The organism is Microbacterium wangyouchuni (assembly GCF_051546305.1).
GTDB lineage: Bacteria > Actinomycetota > Actinomycetes > Actinomycetales > Microbacteriaceae > Microbacterium.
This window is the reverse complement of the sequence record NZ_JBPTMA010000006.1, coordinates 139070-157106: the sequence shown is the minus strand read 5'-3', so window position 1 is coordinate 157106 and position 18037 is coordinate 139070. Positions and strand designations below refer to the sequence as shown.

General features: G+C 63.9%; 19 protein-coding genes. 3 read left to right on the top strand and 16 right to left on the bottom strand.

What is annotated here, in order from left to right; genetic code table 11:
• The first annotated feature begins 22 nt into the window (after positions 1-22).
• The 3 genes from ACSS7Z_RS13550 to ACSS7Z_RS13540 are packed head-to-tail and all read left to right on the top strand — an operon-like array spanning position 23 to position 2120.
• Positions 23-481: a hypothetical protein gene (locus tag ACSS7Z_RS13550; protein ID WP_438255396.1), complete on the top strand. Its 459-nt coding sequence runs from the start codon at positions 23-25 to the stop codon at positions 479-481.
• Positions 478-978: a hypothetical protein gene (locus ACSS7Z_RS13545; protein WP_438255395.1), complete on the top strand. Its 501-nt coding sequence runs from the start codon at positions 478-480 to the stop codon at positions 976-978. The genes ACSS7Z_RS13550 and ACSS7Z_RS13545 overlap by 4 nt, the downstream gene beginning before the upstream one ends.
• On the top strand, positions 969-2120 hold the full coding sequence (locus ACSS7Z_RS13540) for a signal peptidase I (RefSeq protein WP_438255394.1): 1152 nt from the start codon (positions 969-971) through the stop codon (positions 2118-2120). Before ACSS7Z_RS13545 ends, ACSS7Z_RS13540 begins: the two co-directional genes overlap by 10 nt.
• A 40-nt stretch (positions 2121-2160) precedes the next feature.
• On the opposite strand, the gene ACSS7Z_RS13535 is transcribed toward ACSS7Z_RS13540, so the two are convergent.
• From ACSS7Z_RS13535 to ACSS7Z_RS13460, 16 genes are all read right to left on the bottom strand, one after another.
• Positions 2161-2517 (bottom strand): RNA polymerase-binding protein RbpA, encoded by a 357-nt coding sequence (locus ACSS7Z_RS13535; protein WP_438255393.1) that lies wholly within the window; start codon positions 2515-2517, stop codon positions 2161-2163.
• A 1-nt stretch (position 2518) separates the two neighbouring features.
• Complete coding sequence (gene secG / locus ACSS7Z_RS13530; RefSeq protein WP_438255392.1) at positions 2519-2770, bottom strand: preprotein translocase subunit SecG; 252 nt, start codon at positions 2768-2770, stop codon at positions 2519-2521.
• Between the two features lie 80 nt (positions 2771-2850).
• On the bottom strand, positions 2851-3642 hold the full coding sequence (gene tpiA, locus ACSS7Z_RS13525; protein WP_438255391.1) for a triose-phosphate isomerase: 792 nt from the start codon (positions 3640-3642) through the stop codon (positions 2851-2853).
• A complete protein-coding gene (locus tag ACSS7Z_RS13520; protein WP_438255390.1) occupies positions 3633-4847 on the bottom strand; it encodes a phosphoglycerate kinase in 1215 nt (404 codons plus the stop codon). The genes tpiA and ACSS7Z_RS13520 overlap by 10 nt, the downstream gene beginning before the upstream one ends.
• A gap of 7 nt (positions 4848-4854) precedes the next feature.
• Positions 4855-5865, bottom strand: a complete 1011-nt coding sequence (gene gap, locus ACSS7Z_RS13515; RefSeq protein WP_438255389.1) for a type I glyceraldehyde-3-phosphate dehydrogenase — start codon at positions 5863-5865, stop codon at positions 4855-4857.
• Between the two features lie 107 nt (positions 5866-5972).
• Positions 5973-6599: a superoxide dismutase gene (locus ACSS7Z_RS13510; protein ID WP_438255388.1), complete on the bottom strand. Its 627-nt coding sequence runs from the start codon at positions 6597-6599 to the stop codon at positions 5973-5975.
• A gap of 166 nt (positions 6600-6765) precedes the next feature.
• A complete protein-coding gene (gene whiA, locus ACSS7Z_RS13505; RefSeq protein ID WP_438255387.1) occupies positions 6766-7743 on the bottom strand; it encodes a DNA-binding protein WhiA in 978 nt (325 codons plus the stop codon).
• 70 nt (positions 7744-7813) lie between these two features.
• Positions 7814-8686: an RNase adapter RapZ gene (gene rapZ / locus ACSS7Z_RS13500; RefSeq protein ID WP_438255386.1), complete on the bottom strand. Its 873-nt coding sequence runs from the start codon at positions 8684-8686 to the stop codon at positions 7814-7816.
• Between the two features lie 29 nt (positions 8687-8715).
• Positions 8716-10608: an excinuclease ABC subunit UvrC gene (gene uvrC, locus ACSS7Z_RS13495; RefSeq protein WP_438255385.1), complete on the bottom strand. Its 1893-nt coding sequence runs from the start codon at positions 10606-10608 to the stop codon at positions 8716-8718.
• Positions 10608-13496, bottom strand: a complete 2889-nt coding sequence (uvrA, locus tag ACSS7Z_RS13490; protein ID WP_438255384.1) for an excinuclease ABC subunit UvrA — start codon at positions 13494-13496, stop codon at positions 10608-10610. Before uvrA ends, uvrC begins: the two co-directional genes overlap by 1 nt.
• A 46-nt stretch (positions 13497-13542) precedes the next feature.
• Positions 13543-14073 (bottom strand): hypothetical protein, encoded by a 531-nt coding sequence (locus tag ACSS7Z_RS13485; protein ID WP_438255383.1) that lies wholly within the window; start codon positions 14071-14073, stop codon positions 13543-13545.
• A complete protein-coding gene (locus ACSS7Z_RS13480) occupies positions 14070-15332 on the bottom strand; it encodes a DUF58 domain-containing protein (RefSeq protein WP_438255382.1) in 1263 nt (420 codons plus the stop codon). The genes ACSS7Z_RS13485 and ACSS7Z_RS13480 overlap by 4 nt, the downstream gene beginning before the upstream one ends.
• Positions 15329-16294, bottom strand: coding sequence for an AAA family ATPase (locus tag ACSS7Z_RS13475; RefSeq protein WP_438255381.1), 966 nt, complete (start codon positions 16292-16294; stop codon positions 15329-15331). The genes ACSS7Z_RS13480 and ACSS7Z_RS13475 overlap by 4 nt, the downstream gene beginning before the upstream one ends.
• Positions 16291-16761, bottom strand: a complete 471-nt coding sequence (locus ACSS7Z_RS13470; RefSeq protein WP_438255380.1) for a hypothetical protein — start codon at positions 16759-16761, stop codon at positions 16291-16293. Before ACSS7Z_RS13470 ends, ACSS7Z_RS13475 begins: the two co-directional genes overlap by 4 nt.
• Positions 16758-17447 carry a DUF4129 domain-containing protein gene (locus ACSS7Z_RS13465; RefSeq protein WP_438255379.1) on the bottom strand — a complete coding sequence of 230 codons (690 nt, stop codon included), beginning with the start codon at positions 17445-17447 and terminating at the stop codon, positions 16758-16760. Before ACSS7Z_RS13465 ends, ACSS7Z_RS13470 begins: the two co-directional genes overlap by 4 nt.
• A 55-nt stretch (positions 17448-17502) precedes the next feature.
• Positions 17503-17943, bottom strand: a complete 441-nt coding sequence (locus ACSS7Z_RS13460) for a MarR family winged helix-turn-helix transcriptional regulator (RefSeq protein WP_438255378.1) — start codon at positions 17941-17943, stop codon at positions 17503-17505.
• Between the last annotated feature and the right edge of the window lie 94 nt (positions 17944-18037).

The following is an 18037-nucleotide window of genomic DNA, read 5'->3' as shown; positions in this document are numbered from 1 at the left end:
AACGTCTGAAGCAGCGGTAAGCATGCGTCGCCTGGTGATCGGTGCCGCCGCCGGGGTCCTCGTGGCCCTAGCGGCGGCAACCGGAGTGTCCGCTTACTGGCAGGCACAGCAAGAGTTGCAAGGCGGTCTCGTAGCCTCCGGTGACTTGACCGTTTCGGCGACCTGGGTCGGCGGCACGCCTAACTGGACCGGCCTCTACCCCGGTCAATCCGTCGAACGAAGCGTCGCGGTCGTCGTGGCCCCAGAAGGCGACAACTTGAAGTGGACGGTGAACGCCTCTTCTTCCAATCCAAACGACGCCTTCACCTTCCAGGCTTGGCGGGGTGCGTGCGGCACCGGTGCTGCGCTGCCAGCAACCGATTCCCCGGAGACGATGAGTATCTGCGTGCGCTACACGCTGAGCTCCGACGCGGCTGCTGTCGCCCAGGGTCTAACCTCCACGCCAACCATCACCATCACCGCCGAACAGGTCAGCGGATGAGACGTGAAAACAGGCGCTTATGGCGTGCCGCCGCGGTCACCGCGATCATCGCGATGCTCACGTTCGCTGTCCCCGCGTCATCGTGGGGGTACTGGAGTGCGAGCACTGCACTGTCAGCCACAATCACGACCGGTGCAGTCGAGGCTCCGACCGGCCTCACTTGCACCTCGTCCGGGCTCCTCGTCTTCCGGCAGGCGAACGTCGATTGGGCAGACGTGTCCGGCGCAGTTTCTTACATCGTGATCGTGCGTAACGCTAGCGGAACAGTCAATCAACAGACCACAACCCCGACAAGCAACATCGCTCTCACCGGAGGAGTGCTGAACAACCTCCTCGGGGGGCTCGTCTCAGTACTTTTCAGCAGCGGAAATGCGCTCGTCGAAGTGCAGGCGGTCCATAGCAGCGGATGGGTCTCCCCCGTGAGCAGTTCCGCAGTAGCAATTGGACGTAGCGGCTTGCTCATCGACGGCTTGCTCGGAGGCGTCGAGTGCAAGTAACGGGCGTGCACACCGGCACCAAACGCAAGAGCCACCTACTTTCCCGCATTCTCGGCACCATCATCCTCGCCCTCGTGTGCGCCCTTGCTTTCTTCACCGTGATCATCCCCTTCGTGCTCGGCGCGCAGAGCTACACGGTCCTCACCGGCAGCATGCGTCCGGCTCTTGACCCCGGCCATCTCATTGCCGTCCGGGAGACACCAATCGACGAGATCAAAGTCGGCGACATCGTCACTTTTCAGATCGAATCAGGTAAACCCGAGGTCGCGACACACCGCGTCGTCGGCATCGGCTATGGCGCGGACAGTGACCGTTTGCTCATCACTCAAGGTGACGCGAACAACGTGCAGGATGCAAACCCTGTGCAGGAGGTCCAGCTACGCGGGGTTGTCGTCTATGCGATCCCCTGGCTCGGGTACATCAATATCTGGGCCACGCCAGCGGTGAAGTCCATCCTCGTCACGGTTCTCGGTGTCGGCGCGATCGGCTGGGGCCTGTTCATGCTCGTGAAAGACACCCGGACCCGACGACGGGTGGCACGGGCGGGAGCAGCCGTCACCACTGCCGCACTGCTGGTCATCGCAGTCCCTTTCGCCACGACCACGCCAGCTCAGGCGGCTACAACTTCGGAATATCTCCTTCTCAGCACCGACGGCATCACCTGGACGACGGGATCGAACCTCGCTCTGCCTGACGTCGCCGAGCGGATCGTCCCTGGCAAGCGGGTGCCGATCGAACTCTGGGTGCGCAACGTGAGCAGTGATGCCGCTGAGTTCACGATCACCGGACTCTGGTCGCCCGGCGACCCGACCGCCCCAGAAGACATCGCCCTCGCGTCCGATCTCATCCCGCCGCGACTCGAAGGTCAAGCACTCGCCCCGGGCGACAGCGTCCAGGCTCCCGTCTCTGTTGGCCTCGCCGCATCCTCCAACAACTCGACGCGCACGGCATCCGCGGTCCTTACCGTGAGTGTCACGCTCACGCAGTCCGTCGAATCGCCCGCCGATGATCCGCTGGCTACGACCGGCGCCACGATCCCCACCGGGCTCATCATCTCCGCAGCCGTTCTCGTCGGCGCCGGGCTGCTCGTGCTGCTTATTCGCCTCATCGCAGCCAGACGAAAAAACCGCCGCGACCCATAAGGATCACGACGGTTTCGTCAAAGAACTAAAGCGGCGGCGCTCAAGCCTGTCCGCGGCGCTCGCGTAGCTGAGTGAGCGCGTCCTCCAGCAGCTGAACAGCCTCGTCGTCGCTGCGACGCTCCTTCACGTACGCGAGGTGCGTCTTGTAGGGCTCGTTCTTGCCGATTTCGGGCGGGTTGTTCTTGTCGCGGCCAGCCGGCAGCCCCGAACGGGGGTGGTCGATCGTCTCAGGGATCTCTTCGTCGGGAAGCCCCGCAGCGAAGTAGCGAACAGTCTCGTTGCCGAGGCCGTCCCAGTACGAGACCGCGATGCGGTCGGCGTGGTAACCGTGGTCTTGTTCACCCATCGGGCCAGAACCGACACGGGTTCCGCGGATGGCGTTTCCTCCGGTAGCCATATTAGGCCACCACCTCCAGTTTGGTGATGAGCCCCAGCGCCACGATGGAGACGAACCACACCAGCGCGAGGATGATTGTGAAGCGGTTGAGGTTGCGCTCTGCGAGACCGGAAGATCCGACAGCAGAGGTCATCCCCCCACCGAACATGTCGGAAAGGCCGCCGCCGCGGCCCTTGTGGAGAAGGATGAGGAGAGTCAGCAGGACGCTGGTGATGCCCAGCACAACCTGCAGGACGAACTCAAGAATTGCCACGAGGGAGAGCCTTTCGCTGGGACAGAATTCCCGTAAGGGTCAAGTATACGACGGAGGCGGGGCCGAAACCCCGCCGCCGCTCATACGCCGACGTGCTTTTCGAATCGGATGATTGCGGCGAAGTCGTCAACGACGAGGCTCGCGCCACCGACCAAGGCACCGTCAACATCGGGTTCACGCATGAAGCTTGCGATGTTCGCTGCCTTCACCGAGCCACCGTAGAGAACACGGGTGCGCGCAGCAGCGTCCTCGTCCAGGCTCTTCGCCAAGACGCCGCGAAGCGCAGCGCACACATCCTGTGCCTGCTGCGGCGTCGCTGCCTGTCCAGAGCCGATGGCCCAGACCGGCTCGTAGGCGACCACAACGTCAGCGGATGCCGGAACGCCCTTGAGCGCCGCTTCCAACTGACCGGCCGGCACCGCACTGGCACCGAACTTCTCGAGGTCTTCTGCGGTCTCACCGACGCAGATCACGGGAACGAGCCCGTGCTTCAGCGCCGCCTGAACCTTCGCAGCCACAACGTCGTCACCCTCAGCGTGATACTCACGACGCTCCGAGTGGCCGATGATGACGTACTTCGCGTCGAGCTTGGCCAGGAATGCACCCGAGATCTCCCCCGTGTACGCACCCGAATCGTGTGCAGAGACATCCTGCGCACCCAGCTCGAACGGAATCTTGTCCGCATCGATCAGGGTCTGCACGCTGCGGATGTCGGTGAAGGGCGGGAACACCGCGACCTCGACCGAGCCCTCTTCGTGCTTGGCATCCTTCAACGCCCAGTGCAGCTTCTGAACGAAGGCGACCGCCTGCAGGTGGTCCAGGTTCATCTTCCAGTTGCCCGCAATCAGCGGGGTACGAGCTGTTACGCCCATCCGAGCACCTCCAGGCCGGGTAGTTTCTTGCCCTCGAGGAATTCGAGGCTGGCGCCTCCACCCGTCGAGATGTGACCGAACTGGTCATCGGCGAAGCCAAGCTGACGAACAGCCGCTGCCGAGTCACCGCCGCCGACCACGCTGAGGCCGTCGACCTCGGTGAGAGCCTGAGCGACTGTCTTTGTACCAGCAGCGAACGCTTCGAACTCGAACACGCCCATCGGGCCGTTCCAGAACACCGTCTTCGAGCTGCGGATCGCCTCGGCGAATGCCGCAGCGGTATCAGGTCCGATGTCGAGGCCGATGCCGGAAGCACCGAATGCGGACTGCTCAATGGCGTCTGCTGCGGTCACTTCGTACGCAGCATCCGCAGCGAACTTCTCGGCCACGACGACATCCGTCGGCAGCACGATCTCCACACCGCGCTCGGCTGCTTCAACGAGATAACCGCGAACAGTTTCGAGCTGGTCTTTCTCCAACAGGCTGGATGCCACAGCGTGGCCCTGCGCTGCGAGGAAGGTGAACAGCATCCCGCCACCGACCAGAATCCGGTCGACACGCGGAAGCAGATGCGAGATGACACCGAGCTTGTCGCTGACCTTCGAGCCACCGAGCACAACCGTGTAGGGGCGCTCCGGGTTCTCCGTCAGTCGGTCAAGAACCTCGAGCTCTGTCGCGATCAGGAGTCCAGCAGACGAGGGCAGCAGCTCCGCCAGTTCGTAGACGCTGGCCTGCTTGCGGTGCACGACGCCGAATCCATCAGAGACGAGCGCGTCGCCCAGTTCCGCAAGTTCAGCGGCGAAAGCCTGACGGGTTCCGTCGTCCTTCGACGTCTCTCCCGCATTGAAGCGCAGGTTCTCGATGACGACGACGCCGCCGTCCTCCAGCGAAGCAACAGCCTCACGGGCGGACTCGCCCACCGTGTCGCGAGCGAACGCGACCGGCTTGCCGAGCAGCTCGGCCAGCCGCTGCGCCACAGGCGCAAGGCTGTACTGCGGGTCCGGGGCGCCATCGGGGCGTCCCAGGTGCGAGCACACGATGACACGTGCGCCCGCATTGATGAGGGCATTCAAGGTCGGCAACGAGGCACGAACACGGCCATCGTCCGTTATGACGCCGTCCCGCAGAGGAACGTTCAGGTCACAACGGACGATGACGCGCTTGCCCTCGAGCGAACCCAGTGATTCCAGGGTGCGCAGGGTCATGATCTTCTTAGAGACGCTCTGCGACGTACTCGGTCAGGTCGACGAGACGGTTGGAGTAGCCCCACTCGTTGTCGTACCAGCTGGAGACCTTCACGAGGTTGCCGCTGACGTTGGTCAGCGTCGCGTCGAAGACCGACGAGTGTGCGTTGTGCACGATGTCGCTCGAGACGATCTCGTCCTCGTTGTACTGCAGGTAGCCCTTGAGGCGACCGTCAGCAGCTGCCTTCTTGTAGGCGGCGTTGACCTCGTCGACCGTGAGGTCGGCACGATCGGAGATGATCGTCAGGTCGACGATCGAGCCGGTGGGAACCGGCACGCGGTAGGAAGAGCCGCTGAGCTTGCCGTTGAGCTCGGGGAGCACAACGCCGATCGCCTTGGCAGCACCGGTCGAGGCCGGCGTGATGTTGATCGCTGCGCCACGTGCGCGACGCAGGTCGCTGTGCGGGCCATCCTGCAGGTTCTGGTCAGCCGTGTAGGCGTGCGCAGTCATCATGAAGCCGCGCTCGATGCCGAACTCGTCGTTGAAGACCTGTGCCAGCGGAGCGAGGCAGTTGGTGGTGCAGGACGCGTTGGAGATGATGTTGTGCGCGGCCGCGTCGTAGGTGTCCTCGTTCACGCCCATGACGAACGTGGCGTCGACGTCGGTGCCGGGAGCAGAGATCAGGACCTTCTTGGCGCCTGCATCGATGTGCTTCTGGGCGAGCGCACCCTTGGTGAAGAAGCCGGTCGACTCGATGACGATGTCGACACCCAGCTCGCCCCACGGGAGGTTTGCGGGGTCGCGCTCTGCGAACGCCTTGATCTTCTTGCCGTTGACCGTGATGCTGTCGTCGTCGTAGCTGACTTCGGCATCCAGAACGCCGCTGACAGAGTCGTACTTGAGCAGGTGCGCAAGCGTCTTGTTGTCGGTAAGGTCATTCACCGCGACGATTTCGAGGTCTGCTCCCTGCGCGAGTGCTGCGCGGAAGTAGTTACGTCCGATACGGCCGAAGCCGTTGATGCCGATTTTGACAGACACTAAGGTCTCTCCCTGTTTCTCGAGCGCTCTCGCGCATTTTCAATAGAGAATTGGTGTGGACAACGGCGTCCCGACGAGCTGAATGCCCATCGGGACACTCGTCTTGGTTACGACAGTACCAGCAGGCCCTTCGTCTGGTTACGTGCAGTTTCGAGACGCTGGGCGACGTTCTCCCAGTTCGCGATGTTCCACGCGGCCTTGACGTAGTCAGCCTTCACGTTGAGGTAGTCCAGGTAGAAGGCGTGCTCCCACATGTCGAGCTGGAACAGCGGAATGGTTCCCATCGCCGTGTTCGAGTGCTGGTCGAACATCTGCTGGATGATCAGACGCTGGCCAATCGAGTCCCAGCTGAGTACAGCCCAGCCAGAACCCTGGATGCCCATCGCTGCAGCCGTGAAGTGCGCCTGGAACTTCTCGAACGAGCCGAAGAACTCGTCGATGGCAGCCTTGAGCTCGCCCTCGGGCTGACCGCCGCCATTCGGCGACAGGTTCGTCCAGAAGATGGAGTGGTTGACGTGGCCACCGAGGTTGAACGCGAGGTCCTTCTCGAGCTTGTTGACGTTTGCGAGGTTGCCGCTGTCGCGAGCCTCAGCGAGACCATCGAGCGCAGCGTTTGCACCAGTCACATACGCCTGGTGGTGCTTGTCATGGTGCAGTTCCATGATCTTGCCGCTGATGTGCGGTTCCAGGGCCGCGAAGTCATAGGGAAGGTCGGGAAGCGTGTAGATCGCCATGTCGTTTCATCCAATCCGCGCCGTACCGCGGCGCTTGTCGGTCCTCCACGCCACCCACATGCGGCGAGGAGCAGACTTTTTCATCCTACTGACGACAACGCCCGAGCGGTGGGGTTCCTTCCGCGGGTGGAGAAAAATGTCTGTCCTCTACCCGGGTGCGTGGGGATCAGACGTCCAGCCCGGCGGGGACGGCAGCTTCCGTGTTCGAGATGCCCTCCTGCTGGGCGCGCTTGTCTGCCATGGCCAGCAAGCGACGGATTCGGCCGGCGACGGCATCCTTCGTCAGCGGCGGCTCAGCGTGGTGACCGAGCTCATCCAGGCTGGCGTCACGATGGGCAAGACGCAGTTCGCCGGCAAGGCGCAGGTGGTCGGGAACATCTTCGGCGAGGATCTCCAGCGCGCGCTCCACTCGCGCGCAGGCGGCCACTGCGGCCTGCGCTGAGCGACGCAGGTTCGCGTCGTCGAAGTTCACCAGGCGGTTGACGCCCGCTCGCACCTCGCGGCGCTGCCGCATCTCTTCCCAGGTGGCGGCCGTCTTCTGCGCGCCGATCTGGCTCAGGAGCGAACGGATAGATTCGCCTTCGCGGACGACCACTCGCGGCGTGCCACGTACTTCGCGGGCCTTCGCTGCGACCCCGAGCCGATGTGCGGCACCGACGAGGGCCATTGCGGCCTCGGAGGTCGGGCAGGTCACTTCGAGCATCGCCGAGCGTCCGGGCTCCGACAGCGTGCCGGCTGCGAGGAACGCACCGCGCCACAGACCGGCAATCTCTTCGCGAGACCCGGTGGTCAGACGGTTCGGAAGCCCGCGCACGGGGCGACGGCGCTGATCCAAGAGGCCGGTCTGGCGAGCAAGGGTCTCCCCTGCCGCAATCACACGGACGGCGTAGCGTGCACCATCGTGGGAGCTGGCCGACTGCACCTGAGCGATTTCGGGGCGAACGCCGTAGATCTCGGCGAGGTCGCGTGCGACGCGACGCGCCAGCAGGTCGGCGTCCACCTCTGCCTCGACTGCGACGCGACCGGCGATCGAGTGAAGACCACCGGCGAAGCGGAGGATCGCAGTGACTTCAGCGACCCGCACTGTCGGGGGTGCGTTGCGGATGCTGATGAGTTCAGCCTTGACATCGGTGGTTAGCGCCACGGGACTCCTTGTAAAACCTGATGCGTCGGATCGCGACGCAAAGAACTAGTTTACCCGGCGCGGCACCGTTCTATTCCCGGCCGAGGTCGCGGTGACGCACGCTGATCGCGATACCGGGAATCACCGATAGCCGCTTGGCCAGTTCCTCCGCCATCGCAACGGAACGGTGCTTGCCTCCGGTGCATCCGATCGCCACCGTCGAATGCCCCTTGTTCTCGCGCTGGTAGCCAGCAAGAACCGGGTCGAGCATCGTGGCGTAAGCGTCAAGGAATTCCGCTGCTCCCTCACGCGAGAGCACGTAGTCGCGCACGGTTTCGTCTTGTCCGGTCAGCCCGCGCAACTCTTCCCGCCAGTACGGGTTCGGCAGGAAGCGCATGTCCGCGACCAGATCGACATCGGTGGGCAGGCCGTATTTGAAACCGAAGCTGAGAATCGTCAGACGGTGGCGCGCTGCGCCCTCGTCAGAAAACGTCTCCGAGACCTGGGTCGCCAGCTGGTGGATGTTCAGCGACGAGGTGTCTATGACGATGTCGGCTGCCTCGCGAACCATTGTCAGCCGACTGCGCTCCAGACGGATGCCGTCCAGCAATGTGCCGTCCTCTTGCAAGGGGTGCGGGCGGCGAACGGCCTCGAAACGGCGAACCAGCACATCATCAGAGGCATCCAGAAAGACCACCCGGACACTGCCTCGCGAGCGAAGTGCCCGCGCCACTTCCGGGAAATCGTTGAACAGGTTGCGGCCGCGCACATCGACGACTGCAGCCACCTTGGGCAGCGCTCCCCCGCCGAGATCCGTGAGATCAAGCAGAGGACGCAGCATCTGCGGCGGCAGGTTGTCCACGACATACCAGCCCAGGTCCTCCAAGGCATTCGCTACTGTCGAGCGCCCTGCACCGGACATGCCGGTGACGATGAGGAACTCGTTCTTCTCCTCGGCGGTCATCGGTTCTCCCTCTTCCTGTGAAGACCAGCCTATCGAGTCGCGAGATGCGTGTGGATGCCCTCCGCCAGCGCGGGTCCGATACCCGGCACTTCCTGAATCTCAGACGGGGTCGCCGAGCGCAGCGCGGTCACCGAGCCGAAGTACCTCAGCAGCACCTTGATGCGCGCAGCGCCCAGGCCAGGCACCTCCTCGAGAACCGTGGAGATGTCGCGTTTGCGGCGCTTACGCTGGTGAGTGATCGCGAAGCGGTGAGCTTCGTCTCGCAACCGCTGCAACAGGTAGAGCGCCTCGCTGGTGCGCGGCAGAATCACGGGAAAGTCTTCCCCGGGCAGCCAGATCTCCTCGAGCCGTTTGGCTATGCCGCACAGTCCGATCTCGGTGTGCCCGGAATCACGCAATGCGCGTGCTGCCGCTTCTACCTGCGGCTTTCCGCCGTCGACGAGCAGGAGCTGCGGCGGATATGCGAACCGCGGCTTCTTCTTCGTCATGACGACTTCGGCGTCTTCGGTGCCGTCGACAACGGTCTCATCGACTTCTTCCGGCCGATCCAGGTACGCGAGGCGACGCATGAGCACCTGGTACATCGAATCGGTGTCATCCGTCGTCTCGGCGATATTGAACGAGCGGTACTGATCTTTGCGCGGCAGCCCGTCTTCGAATACGACCATCGACGCGACCACATTGGTGCCGCCGAGGTGCGAGATGTCGAAGCACTCGATGCGCAGTGGCGCGGCCTCGAGATCGATCGCCTCCTGCAGGTCGGTCAGCGCCTGCGTGCGCGCCACGTAATCGCTCGTGCGACGGGTTTTGTGTCTGATGAGCGCTTGCTGGGCATTGACTGTTGCGTTGCGCATCAGCTCGGCGCGCTGGCCGCGCTGAGCGACAACGACCTCGACACGCCGACCCCGGCGCTCGCGCAGCCACGCTTCGAGATCTGCGGCATCATCCGGCAAAGCGGGGACGATGATCCTTCGTGGCACGTCGACGCCTTCGCCGTAGGCACGCTGCAGCACCTGGTCGACGAGTTCTGAGCCGGAGATGTCGATCTCCTTCTCGATCGTCGTCGCACGCACCCCGCGCACGCGTCCACCGCGAATAACGAACTGCTGCACAGTCGCGGCGAGCTCGTCCTCCGCGATACCGAACAGATCGGCATCCTCGTCCGCCGCAAGAACCAGCGAGCTCTTCCCGAGCACCGCTTCGATCGATGCCAGCTGATCGCGGTATTTCGCCGCTGCCTCGTAATCCATCGCGGCCGAGGCCGCCAGCATCCGCTTGGTTATCTGCTTGGTGAACCGTTCATCTCCGCCAGCCATGAACGCGACGAAGTCGTCGACCATCGCGCGATGCTCTTCGATGGATACCCGCATCGAACAGGGTCCGCCGCATTTGCCGATCTGGCCGGGAAAACACGGACGCCCCGTGGCCATCGCGCGCTTGTAGCTGGAGTCGCTGCAGGTGCGGATCGGGAACGCCTTCACCATCAGGTCGATGGTCTCGTGCACGGCCCAGACTTTCGGGTAAGGCCCGAAATACCGCGCACGCGGAATCCTGCGGTTGCGGGTGACCAGTACCCGCGGAGCTTCGTCGCCGAGAGTGACCGCCATGAACGGGTAGGACTTGTCGTCCTTGTAGCGCACGTTGAACGGCGGATCGAACTCTTTGATCCACATGTACTCGAGTTGCAGCGAGTCGACGTCGGTGGGCACGACCGTCCACTCGACCGAAGCCGCGGTGGTGACCATCCGGCGGGTGCGCTCATGCAGTGTTCGCAGCGGAGCGAAGTAGTTCGATAGCCGCTGGCGCAGGTTCTTCGCCTTGCCGACGTAGAGCACGCGCCCCTCAGCATCCAGAAAGCGATACACCCCTGGATTGGTCGGGATCTCCCCTTGGCGGGGTTTGTAGGGCAGGATGTCGGCCATCAGCCGACCTTCCGAGCCCCGCGTCCCGCACCGAGGATCTCGTCGAGGAACATGCCGGTGTGGCTTTCCTCGGCGCGAGCGATCTGCTCCGGCGTGCCGGTAGCGATGATCTGGCCGCCGCCGGAGCCGCCCTCGGGCCCGAGGTCGATGACCCAGTCCGCGGACTTGATGACATCGAGATTGTGCTCGATGACGATCACCGTGTTGCCCTTGTCGACCAGCCCGTTCAGCACTTCGAGGAGCTTACGAACGTCTTCGAAGTGAAGACCCGTCGTGGGCTCGTCCAGAACATAGATGCTGCGGCCATTGCTGCGGCGCTGCAGTTCCGTGGCGAGCTTGACGCGCTGCGCCTCGCCACCGGACAGCGTCGTGGCAGACTGACCGAGCCGCACGTATCCGAGGCCCACATCCACGAGCGTCTTCATGTAGCGGTGGATCGCCTGAATGGGCTCGAAGAACTCGGCAGCCTCTTCGATCGGCATCTCCAAGACCTCGGCGATGTTCTTGCCCTTGTAGTGCACGGCCAGCGTGTCGCGGTTGTAGCGCTTGCCCTGGCAGACCTCGCAGTCAACGTAGACGTCGGGCAGGAAGTTCATCTCGATCTTGATCGTGCCATCACCGGAGCAGGCCTCGCAGCGCCCACCCTTGACGTTGAAGCTGAACCGGCCAGGCAGGTAGCCGCGCACCTTCGCCTCGGGGGTTTCGCTGAACAGCGTGCGGATCCGATCGAACACACCGGTGTAGGTGGCCGGGTTTGACCGCGGTGTGCGGCCGATCGGCGCCTGATCGACGTGAACCACCTTGTCGAGATTGTCGAGCCCGGTCACGCGGGTGTGCTTTCCTGCGAGGGTTCGCGCACCGTTGAGCTTGGATGCGAGCACGCGGTACAGGATGTCGTTCACGAGCGAGGACTTACCCGAACCGCTCACACCGGTGACGGCAGTCAGCACGCCGAGCGGGAAGTCCGCCGTCACGTTCTGCAGGTTGTTCGCACGCGCACCGACGACGCTCAGCATGCGCTTCTTATCGATCTTGCGCCGCTTCTTCGGTGTGGGGATCTCGCGCCGCCCGGCGAGGTAGTCGCCCGTCATCGAGGCGGTGTCGCTGAGCAGAGCCGCGTACGGACCGGAGTGCACGACGCTGCCGCCATTGACACCAGCACCGGGGCCGATGTCAACGACCCAGTCAGCCGCTTCGATCGTCTCCTCGTCATGTTCGACGACGATCAGCGTGTTGCCGAGATCACGCAGCTTCTGCAGCGTCTCGATCAACCGCCTGTTGTCTCGCTGGTGCAGACCGATCGATGGTTCATCGAGAACGTAGAGAACCCCGGTCAGCCCCGAGCCGATCTGCGTCGCGAGCCGAATGCGCTGCGCCTCGCCACCGGACAGCGAACCTGCGGCTCGGCTGAGGTTGAGATATGCCAGCCCCACCTGGAGCAGGAACTCGAGACGCAGTCGGATCTCGCGCAGCACCTGTGCTGCGATCTTCGCTTCACGGTCGGTGAGTGACAGCGTGTGCATGAACGTCGAAGCGTCGGCAAGGCTGAGATGCGAGACTTCGGCAATCGAGTGCCCGTGCACGCGGACGGCGAGCACCTCGGGCTTCAACCGGTCGCCGTTGCACGCCTGGCACGGCACCTCGCGGAGGTACTCGCCCCAGCGGGCGCGCTGGTTGTCGCTCTCGGCCTGCGCGTACTGTCGTTCGATGTAGGGCACGACGCCCTCAAAACCGGAGGCGTAGCGCATCTCGCGCCCGTAGCGATTCTTCCACTTGACGGTGACCTTGTAGTTGTCGCCGCGGAGGATGGCATCCTGCACGTCCACGCGCAGGTCTTTCCACGGGGTATCGAGATCGAAGTTCAGATCACGTGCGAGGCCTTCGAGTAGCCGCTCGTAGTACTGGAACAGTCCCTTGCCCTGGGTCGTCCACGGGATGATGGCACCCTCGCGGATGGAGAGCTCTTCATCGCCCAGCATCAGGTCGACGTCGACCGACATGCGCGTGCCCAGCCCCGAGCAGGTCGCACACGCTCCGAACGGGGCGTTGAAGGAGAACGTGCGCGGCTCGATCTCGGTCAGCGTGATCGCGTGCCCGTTGGGGCACGCCAACTTCTCAGAGAACGACTGCCAGGCCTCGTCGCCTTCTGCGTCGACGAAGTTGATCTGCATAACACCGCCGGCCAATCCCAGCGCGGTCTCCACCGAATCGGTGACGCGTCCGAGAATGTCAGCGGATGCCACGAGCCGGTCGACGACGACGGCGATATCGTGCTTGTAGCTCTTCTTCAGCTTCGGCGGTTCGGCGAGCTGGATGAGCTCGCCATCGACGATCGCGCGCGAGTAGCCCTTGGCGCCCAGCTCGCGGAACAGATCGACGAATTCGCCCTTCTTCTGCGAAACGATCGGTGCCACGATCTGATAGCGCGTGCGCTCTTCGAGCTCCATGAGCTGATCGGCGATCTGCTGAACGGTCTGACGCTGGATCTTCTCGCCGCACTCCGGGCAATGCGGGATGCCGATGCGGGCCCAGAGCAGTCGCATGTAGTCGTAGATCTCGGTGATCGTGCCGACCGTCGAACGCGGGTTGCGGTTGGTCGACTTCTGATCGATCGAGACCGCAGGGCTCAGTCCCTCGATGAAGTCGACATCAGGACGATCGACCTGACCGAGAAACTGTCGCGCATAGGCACTGAGCGACTCGACATAGCGGCGCTGACCCTCGGCGAAGATGGTGTCGAATGCGAGGCTCGACTTCCCCGATCCGGACAGACCGGTGAACACGACGAGCGAGTCGCGAGGAATGTCGATATCGACGTTCTTGAGGTTGTGTACGCGAGCACCGCGGACACTGAGTTTTCCGGGGCTGACAACGGGGACGATAGGCACCGGACAAGTCTACGAGGGGCCACAGACATTGGCTCTGTTAGGGCATTCAGGAACGCCTGCGCGAGTGCCCCAGAGCCGATAGCAGCACAATGACGAGTATCGCGAGTGCGCCAGCACCAATGATCGTCGCACCCGTGACCGTGACCGCCGTGCCGGTGAAGACCAGCATCACCAGGAGGGTCACCGGCTGGGCGATGAGTTGGATCAGCAGCAGTCGGCGCAGCGTCGGCCGAAGCGCCACCAGGACCACCCGCGAGTTCCATCTCAGCACGAGAAGCAGCGACGACAGCACGTGAATCACGTGCACAGCGAAGACAGCAACCGCCGTTTGCCACAGAGTCGGTTCGCTCATCAGCATCCCGATCGCGATCCCGGCAATGGCGATCCATCCGCCGAAGCTCTGCGGGAACACGATCCCGACCACGGTTGCCAGCACGACGATGATCTGCCAGCCGACCACGGGCACCAGCAGCAGAGCGGTGCCAGAAACGAACACGAGGAAAAACACCCATACAACGACGGCCGGAACAGCAGCAGTCGTGCGGACCGTGTCGTGCTTACGGCGCAGCTGGATCATCGTCGCGTCCTCGCCAACATGCTCAGGCTCGCCTCGATGCCTTCGCGCCACGCAACGGTGTCGACTCCGGTGTTGGCCAGGTCATGCATCACTTCATCGCGGTCCGCGAGCACGACACGAAGCGCCACCTGCTGCTCTCTGCTCAGTCGCTCGCGATTGAGCGTCGGCAGAGTATCTATGGCAACCACTCGGTGTCCGGCAGCCCGCCACATCAGTGCGACATCGGATGCTGCACCCTCGAAGAACGTGGAGACAACAAAGATCACCGACCCGTGCGGCACCGGCGGCGTGCGGTGGAATCGTGCGTCTTCACCGGCTTGGCCTGTTGCGGCGATCGCCGCTTCGACTTTGGCGAGATGGCGCGCTCCCGCGCCGCTGCGCACAGATCGGCCGCCGTGCATCAGCACGTGAAAGGCGACGCGATCTCCTGCGCCGATCGCCGCTGTCGCGATCGACGCGGCGGCCTCTCGCGCCAGATCCAGCGAGGTCACTCCGCTGCGCTCGAGGTCTCCGCTCCCCCAGGTTGCGACTACGGCGCCGAGGTCATCGGCGGTGTCCATCGATATGACGATGGTCGCATCGCTCAGCGTGTTGGTGCGTCGCACCAGGAGATCGCCTGGGCGCCGCGCCATGCGCGCAGTGGCGCGCCAGTCGACGCGGCGCAGCTCATCACCGGGGACGAACGGGTGGATGTCGCGGAAGTCTCCGCCCTGCCCGGGCCGGCGTCCTTCATGGTTGCCGTGCATGCCGGTGAGCCGGGGCGACAGAGGCAGCGGAGGCAACGCTGTCTGCGCAGGTGCGACGTTGCGGACGAGTTCAGCGATCTCGGTCGCAGGCCCGAGGATGGCGCCATCGGCAGAGAATCCTCTGGCGGATGCCCGAACCGCGGCCACTGGCCCCGAGTGCAATGCGGCACTGACGGACACCACGGGTTCCCTGCCAACGGGAAGAATCAGATGCCGTCGGCGCCGCGCCGACTGCACGATGACGAGTTCAGCGACTTCGGCGTCACCGGTCACCGCGACTTCGGTATGCAGCGTCCCATCGTTCGTCAGGGGCAGCGCCCGCACCGCGACAGTCGTCTGCTCGCCAGCATCCGCTCGGGTCAGCGCCAGCGCGCTGGCGATGGCCAGGGGCAGCCCCATCGCCGCTACATCAGGGCGAGAGAAGACGAGACCGAGGCAGGCGAGGCCGGCCGCAACGATGACTCCGATGACGAGGCCCGGCCCCCATCGACGTCTGGTGATGGGGCGTGTCACGCTGGCGCGCCGACCGTCGGAGGAACGGGCACCTGGCCCACAACCTGCTGCACGATCTGCTCTGCGCTGGTCCCCTGTGCCCAGGCCTGCGGGGTCAGCGTGAGCCGGTGCGCAAGCACGGGGACAGCGATCCTCTTGATGTCGTCAGGGCGCACGAACTCACGACCATCCAGCGCCGCGAGCGCGCGCCCGAGCAGCAGCAGTGCCAGCGAACCGCGCGGCGATGCCCCGACCGCGACGTTCTGCGCCTGCCGAGTGGCCGCTGCGATGTCGACGCAGTATCGCGCGATATCCGGATGAACCGAGATCGCTTCCACTGCGTGCTGCACTTCGAGCAGTCGCTCAGCGTCGATCACGGCGTCGACCGTGGTGGCTTCGGCTCTGCGGGCTACCCGGTTCAGGAGAATCTGCGTCTCACCCGACACCTCCGGGTATCCCACCGCAAGGCGCACCATGAAGCGGTCCAGCTGCGCTTCCGGCAGAGCGTAAGTGCCCTCATATTCGATCGGATTCGAGGTTGCGATCACGTGGAACGGCGCGGGCAGCGGAAAGCTGTTGCCTTCGACGGTGACCTGTCGCTCGGCCATTGCCTCCAGCATCGCCGACTGTGTCTTCGGCGTTGTGCGGTTGATCTCGTCGGCCAGCAACAGCCCGGTGAAGATCGGGCCCTGCCGAAAAACGAAGTCGCCGGTGTCCGGCGCGTAGACATACGATCCGGTGACGTCGCCGGGGAGCATGTCCGGGGTGCATTGCAGGCGACGAAAGCCGAGCCCGAGGGCGGATGCCAGGCTCCGAGCGGCAAGCGTCTTACCGAGTCCGGGCACATCCTCGAACAGCACATGTCCGCCGGCGAGAATCGTCGCGAGTGCGAGTTCGATCGGATCATCCATTCCCACCACAGCAGTGCGGACTGCTGCGAGGATCTGCGCTCCGGTCTCGGCGATCGTCATGTTCTGCGTCATTGCTTCTCCTTGGTCCGCGAAAGCGTGTCGATGGCATCCAGCGCACGCTCGATATCGTGACGTGTGGTGCCGGATCCGATAAGCCGCTCCCAGATGTCGAGGTCGATCAACGCCGCGATAGCGGCGCGATCGTCAGGATTGTCCGGATCGAGGTCTCGTCTTCCCAGGCAGCGCTTGAGCGTGTCGCGAACGCGACGGGTGATGAGCGCCCCGGCTGCTCCCGTTGTCGGGTTGAGCGACCATGCCATCCGCGCGATGGCGGTCCCTCGGCGTTCGGGCCCGGCGGTGATCGTCGGGGAATCGAGACGCGGTTCGTCCGGGATCCCCACGCGCAGACATACCGTCAGGATGCCAGCGAGGACGCCCCAGCCGACGGCGAAGGTGAGCTGCACACCGATGGCAAACACGAGGATGAGCGTGACGCCGGCAGCGACGGCGAGCGCCGTGATGATGTGTGAGCGCGTCATTGCCATCCCTCCTCGATAGTCTTCAGCGCAGTGCGCGCGGTGTCGCGGTCCTGTTCATCGGCAACATAGCTGCCGAATCGAACGCTCTCATACAGGCGCAGCAGTGCGTCAGCGGCATCTGAGATGCCTTCGCGCTGGGTGATGATGCGGATGGCGAACTCCGCCGGAGTCTCACTCATGCCACGAGCTATGCCAGCATCGGCTGCGCTTTCTTCCAGGCCGACCCACGAAGCGATGATGGCATCCGCGGGAATCGCGCGCTCGTCGATGAGTTTGAGCGCGCCTTCGATGCCGCGTCGGATCACCGGGGCGGCGACTGCGGTGTCCTCGGCAGTCGGCTCTTCCACAAGGTCGTGGCCCGTGTCGCTTCCGGGTTGCGCACGCAGCGGACGATCTCGCCAGGCCCGCAACAGCGCCCGCACCACGAGAAAGAGAACGGCGATCACTGCCAGTGCGGCAAGAATCAGGAAGATGGTTCCGATGATCGCGCCGACGATGTCCGAGCCTGTCTCCGGAAGTGGAGCCGCGGAGCCGGTCGGCATCGGTTGCGCAGGTTCAGAGAACGTCGGGGCGCTCGGCGCGGGGAAGACGGGCGGGTTGATCGTCGGCGCACCTTGCACTGCTGCTGCGAAGATGACGAGGAGGAATAGTCCGCCGACCGCGGCCACAATCGCCGACCGCTTCACACTGCACCCGGATCGGGTCTCGGTGAAGAACTGGGCATGCGTTCACCCTATGGGGTCACTGCTTCTCTACGCGTCCGGCAAACGGCGAAAGCCCTTCACGAAGCGTCGCAATCTGCTCAATACCCATGTTCACCGCGGCCATCACCTGGTGCGGCACATCGACGGCACGCGCACGGAGTTCGCGACCGGCTTCGGTGAGCGTGATGTCTAATCGGCGCTCGTCTTCGCGACTGCGCTCGCGCGCGACCAGTCCTTCTTTCTCCAGCCTCTTCAGCAGCGGCGATGCGGTAGCGGGATCAAGAGCAAGGTCAGCAGCCAGATCATTCAGCGGTCGCGGCGAGCGCTCCCACAGCGCCAGCATCATCAGGTACTGCGGATGAGTGAGCCCGAGCGGCTCGAGAATCGGCCGGTAGATCGACACGACATTTCGGGCTGCTGTCACGAGGGCAAAGCACAACTGGTTCTCCAGCTTGAGCAGATCGTCAGAACTCGTCACATTTCGATTATACGTCTGCACTAATAGTTAGTACACTCAGCACTATGGAGAATCCGTCAGAGAGCGTGCCGCTTCGCACACGTATCCGCGAGGC